Raw genomic sequence first — 5,183 nt, 5'->3', positions numbered from 1 at the left:
ACGCTGGATGATATGTACTTGTATCACTAGGGGGAATGATACCGTTCTAAAGCTTTTTTATTTCAAGAAGTATTTACGCAATCTTAAAACCTATGGTTTTAAAAACTGAAATTCTATGAGCAATAATTTTTAGTCGTTCATTTTATTCATTTATGTGCACAAAGATATATTATTAAGTATCAATATTATTACGATAGGTCTAAATTATGTATAATTAATTATACGGGAAATATTAATTTGACATTTACCAAATAAAACATCCATTTAAACCATGTGCTGGCATATTCTGCAAACAGCTATAATTCAGATATTTTGATCTTGATCAACTAAATAAATACAACTTATAGCTATATTAGTTTTAAGTCGGAGCTAATGCGCCTACAAATAAAAATTCTGTATGACTTATTCATTTTAAAAACCGGAAATTATTTCACATAGAATTTCGGCGTTAACTAGAAAGACTTAAATAAAACTTTGAGTGTTTTGAAATGTTGACATAATAATCAACATGTATGCTATGAAAACTAAAGACAATAAAAACGCAGCGGAAAAAGAGCGTAAAAATAAAGGAAGCGCAAAGGGAAAGGCCTCCTTCGATCAAAACGGAAAGGGTTCTTCAGATAAATTTGGTCAGGCTGGCTCCACACCTAACGAATCAGGAGAGAGTGGGCTTGGTACTGTAGATAAAAACAAAAAGACTTAAAAAAGATAAAAAGAGTAAAATACTCTTTTTATCTTTCGTAGATACTCATCTTTTCTGCAAGTTCTATAATGCTTTTTATTTTTAGCTTTTGGAAAAGTCTCAACTTATAAGTACTTACTGTACCCATTTGAAGATTTAGCTGGTTAGAAATTTCTAATACTCCAATCCCTTTTGTTAGTAATTCTGCTACTTCTAATTCTCTACCCGAAAGTTTGGTAAAAGGATTATCGGCATCATTACCCAATATACTGTTGAACATATTTTCCTTAACATTTCTACTTGAATAGCGACTGCCTGCTAAAATCGTAGTAATAGCGGTTACAATTTCTGATTCTTCTGCATTTTTGGTTAAGTAACCCGATGCACCCGATTTTAAATATGGAACAGCATAAATATTCTCATTCAAAGATGAAAATACCAGGATTTTTGCGTTTGGCTGAACCAATTTAATCTGATCGATTACCTTAAGGTTGTTACCTCCGGGCAAGTTCACATCAATGATGATTAAACTCGGCGATTTTTCTGTTTCAACAAGCGCCTGCTCTAGAGTAGATGCATGAATAATTTCAACACCAGGCCAAAAGTCTGATATTAAACCTTTTAATCCACGGCGGATGATCTCGTGATCATCAGCGATGAGCACAGTAAAAGTACTTACGGCATTTTTTGTTTTCATTATTTTAAGAATATTGTGCAAGTTAATAAAAAGTTATTTTTTTGTACGCAATTGTAGTTAATTTTTCGTTTAAATGCGTAAATATTATAATACACAAGTTTAAAGTTTTGTTTAAAACACATTAGTGCTCCCAATCTCACATTTTGCTTAATGAACAAATACGACTATGAAATCTCATGTGTAGCGCTGCTATAGGCCTGTAGCGGACCGATTGAGAAATCGTAACTATAGCCGGCCCCTAGTTTCTCAGATGGAAAAACCTGTATTGCCGCTACGGCCAAGTTCCTGGGTGTAAGATCACGCTACAAATAGCTTTTATCATACAGCTTTACTCCTGTGCGGTACGAACCGCCTACCCAGATAAAATTTTTGATCATCAAAAATGCATTCAGTTCCAAACTTGTGCGCCTCCGCAGTCATCTTTTAACAGAAAAGAAGGTTTAGCCTGAAAATCTTCCAAAAGCGGAAACAAGACCCCGGCGGTAAGGTAATAATGCGGTTCTGGCTGTATAAAGCTGTTTGTTCAGCAGTATTATTTCCTTTTCACTAAAGGACTTAAGACCTGTTAAAATGTTAAACCTCTTACTTTAAAAACAAGAAAATAATATAGAATTAAATTTTAGCCCTAATTCTACTCAATGTTTCGAGCCTGATGGCTAAAAAAGAAGCAATGTATTTTAAAGAAACCCGGTTAATTAAATCAGGAAATGAGAGCAAAAACCGTTTGTATCTTTTTTCGGCTGACGAAATCCGGCACAGGTAAGCACGTTCCTCTGCCGAGCGGTAATATAATTCCATCATCTTTCTGCCAACAATATTGGCTTCAGGAAAATTTTCGTAAAGATATTCTGATAATACATGCGGGATAGCAACTAAATCTACATCTTCCAATGCCTGTAAATACTCATCCGAATCGCCATCTATCCACAAATTACGTATGGTACCTACAATTTCATTCTCTTTGGCAATCCATGTGGTAATCTCGTTGTCCCCATCCTTAATAAACCCCCTAACTACACCTTTAATAATTAAAAAAAGGAATTTGTTACGGTCTACAGGTGAAACAAGGTATTTATTTTTTTTGAAGCTGATCGGAAAGGTATGCTGGTTAATCCGCTTTTCTATTTCATCATTAAGCGGATGGAATTTCTTAAAAATTGAGACTAGAGGAGAAAAATTATTATATTTCTTCCACCTATCTTCATCAGATAAATTAACTGCGATCATAGCGAAACATTGGGATAGACATAATCCTACTAAACCGAAGCAGGATCACTACGTAAGTATAGGAAGATTGAATTGAAAAAAGAACTTTTTTTTGACTTTTCTCAATTCTCAAACTTTAAAGCAATTTTTCTACACCTAGTCCAAATAATGCAAAATCATACTTCACCGGATCTGAGGGATCGAACTGCTTCAAATTGTCGGTTAATTCAATTGCAGTTAACCAATCGGTCTGCTTTCTATTAATCAGTCCAAGCAAGCGTCCTACCCGATCAACATGCACATCGCAGGGACAGATTAGATCTTTTGGCTGAAGTGTATTCCAGATACCAAAATCAACACCTTTTTGATCTATCCTAACCATCCACCGCAAAAACATATTTAAACGTTTACAGGTAGATTTTTGCTTTGGAGAGGAGATATGTTTCTTCGTGCGGTGAGGAAAATCTTCTAAGGAGAAAAAATACTGCCTGAAATGGTTCAATGCCTGCTCTATCGAGAAGTTAAGCTCAGCAGCATAACACACTTCCGAGGCATATGTTATCTCCGGTTTTATAGATGAAACTTCTAAATAATCAGTCCGAAAAACATCTTGCCTTGGCACAAATGCCTGCTCTAAGCTATCGAAGTTTTGATAATGCTGCTTAAAAAACGAAATAAAATAAAGTAAGTCGGTATCATTGAATGTGCGGTGTTTAAAGTTCAGCAGACGTTTTAAATCGTTATCGGTATGATTGACAACAAAATCGTAAGGCGCATTATCCATATGGCCCAGCAGTTCCCTACATTTATTAATAATTGTTTTCCGCTGGCCCCAGGCTAAAACCGCAGCAAAAAAGCCGGCAATTTCTATATCCTGTTTTTTTTCGAAAAGATGCGGAATACAAACTGGATCGTTTGCTATAAAATTTGGCTGATTGTATTGTTCAACCTTACTATCAAGGAAATTTTTTAGCTCTAAAAACTGCATATATGTGATGATTAAACGAAAATAGCATTACCATCTATCAGATTGTCATGCTGAGGGTACGAAGCATCTGCAACCGATGAAAAAGATGCTTCGTGCCTATCGTTGAAGTTTTTTTTAATACACTGGTAATTAGCGATTATATATTCCATCCAGCTAAGCCATAGCACTGTGTCCTCGTTCCACTCAAATCCGGCCTAATAAATTTTTCGGGCTCCACTGACCTAGCCTTCCCACTAACTTCGAAAGAAAAATTTTCAGCCGGTGTTTTTTGTTTCTTTTTGACACCAAAAAGAAAGAGCCCTCTGGCGGCGGTGAGCCGAGGCAAGGATGAGTTATGGGATAAAAATGAATCAATAATATACTTCGCTTATATTTAAAATAAATTATTCCTTAGCAACAGCAATATTTATTATTGTGGAATAAAAAAAACGGGCAAATATTTTATCTGCCCGCTCGAAATATTATGCTAATGCATTTGCCAGATCCTCTAAAAGATCGTCGATATCCTCTACCCCAACGCTTAAACGGAGCAAGTTATCGGTAACACCTACTTTCTCTCTTTCTTCTTTCGGGATAGAGCCATGTGTCATCGTTGCTGGATGGTTAATTAACGATTCTACCCCGCCCAATGATTCAGCCAATGTGAATACTTTAAAATTAGACGAGATTCTAAAAGTTTCTTCCAGATCAGCACCTTTTAAGGTAATCGAAATCATACCGCCAAATCCACGCATTTGTTTTTTAGCTACATCATGATTAGGGTGATCTTCAAAACCCGGCCAGTAAATTTTATCAACCTTTGGATGTGTTTTTAAATAATATGCAATACGCGCTCCATTTTCGCAATGTGCTTTCATCCGAAGGTGAAGCGTTTTTATACCCCTCAACACTAAAAAAGCATCTTGCGGACCCGGTGTTGCACCACAGGCATTGTAAATGAACCAAAGGTCTTTATACAATTGTTCATCATTTGTTACCAAAGCACCCATTACCACATCAGAGTGGCCACCAATGTATTTGGTTACCGAATGCATCACAATATCAGCGCCCAGATCAATCGGGTTTTGTAAATAAGGCGATGCAAATGTATTATCAACGGTCAGGATTAAACTTTTCTCTTTTGTAATTTTTGCCACCCCTTCAATATCGATAATCTGCATGGTAGGATTAGTAGGTGTTTCTATCCAAACCAATTTGGTTTTATCATTAATGTAGGGCAATATATTTTCTGGCTTAGATAGATCCAGAAAGTGAAATTTGATTCCGTATTTAGTGTATATTTTGGTAAAGATCCGGTATGAGCCACCGTACAAATCATTTCCGGTAATCACTTCATCGCCAGGCTGTAATAATTTCAATACGGCATCTGTTGCCCCCATTCCACTCGAAAAAGCCAGACCATATTTGGCATTTTCTAAAGCAGCTAAACAATCTTCCAAAGCTTTACGCGTTGGGTTTGTTCCTCTCGAATACTCGTAGCCTTTATTGTCTCCAGGAGATTTCTGCCAATAGGTAGAGGTTTGATATATCGGTGTCATTACAGCACCTGTAGTTGGATCAGGCTCTTGACCTGCATGTATAGCTTTAGTTGCGAATTTCATTTTTTTTTA

The 5,183-nt window shown here is 36.3% G+C and carries 5 protein-coding genes; 1 reads left to right on the top strand and 4 read right to left on the bottom strand.

Annotation, left to right across the window (positions count from 1 at the left end):
- Positions 1 to 517: 517 nt before the first annotated feature.
- Entirely contained in the window at positions 518 to 703 is a 186-nt protein-coding gene (locus AC1DNH_RS01255) for a hypothetical protein (protein WP_477610629.1), read from the top strand.
- Positions 704 to 731: 28 nt separating this feature from the next.
- On the opposite strand, the gene AC1DNH_RS01250 is transcribed toward AC1DNH_RS01255, so the two are convergent.
- The 4 genes from AC1DNH_RS01250 to AC1DNH_RS01235 form a co-directional block, all read right to left on the bottom strand.
- Positions 732 to 1,379 carry a response regulator gene (locus tag AC1DNH_RS01250; RefSeq protein ID WP_057934807.1) on the bottom strand — a complete coding sequence of 216 codons (648 nt, stop codon included), beginning with the start codon at positions 1,377 to 1,379 and terminating at the stop codon, positions 732 to 734.
- A gap of 612 nt (positions 1,380 to 1,991) precedes the next feature.
- Positions 1,992 to 2,606: a Crp/Fnr family transcriptional regulator gene (locus AC1DNH_RS01245; RefSeq protein ID WP_477611190.1), complete on the bottom strand. Its 615-nt coding sequence runs from the start codon at positions 2,604 to 2,606 to the stop codon at positions 1,992 to 1,994.
- Positions 2,607 to 2,721: 115 nt separating this feature from the next.
- The gene (locus AC1DNH_RS01240) at positions 2,722 to 3,573 is read right to left on the bottom strand and encodes a TIGR02757 family protein (protein WP_477585250.1); all 852 of its coding nucleotides are present in this window, start codon (positions 3,571 to 3,573) and stop codon (positions 2,722 to 2,724) included.
- A gap of 461 nt (positions 3,574 to 4,034) precedes the next feature.
- Complete coding sequence (locus AC1DNH_RS01235) at positions 4,035 to 5,174, bottom strand: cystathionine gamma-synthase (protein ID WP_477611204.1); 1,140 nt, start codon at positions 5,172 to 5,174, stop codon at positions 4,035 to 4,037.
- Positions 5,175 to 5,183 lie beyond the last annotated feature (9 nt).

The sequence above is a fragment of the Pedobacter sp. 01N310 genome, from assembly GCF_056399805.1.
The sequence above is the reverse complement of the archived record's forward strand: the minus strand, read 5'-3'. Positions and strand labels throughout refer to the sequence as shown.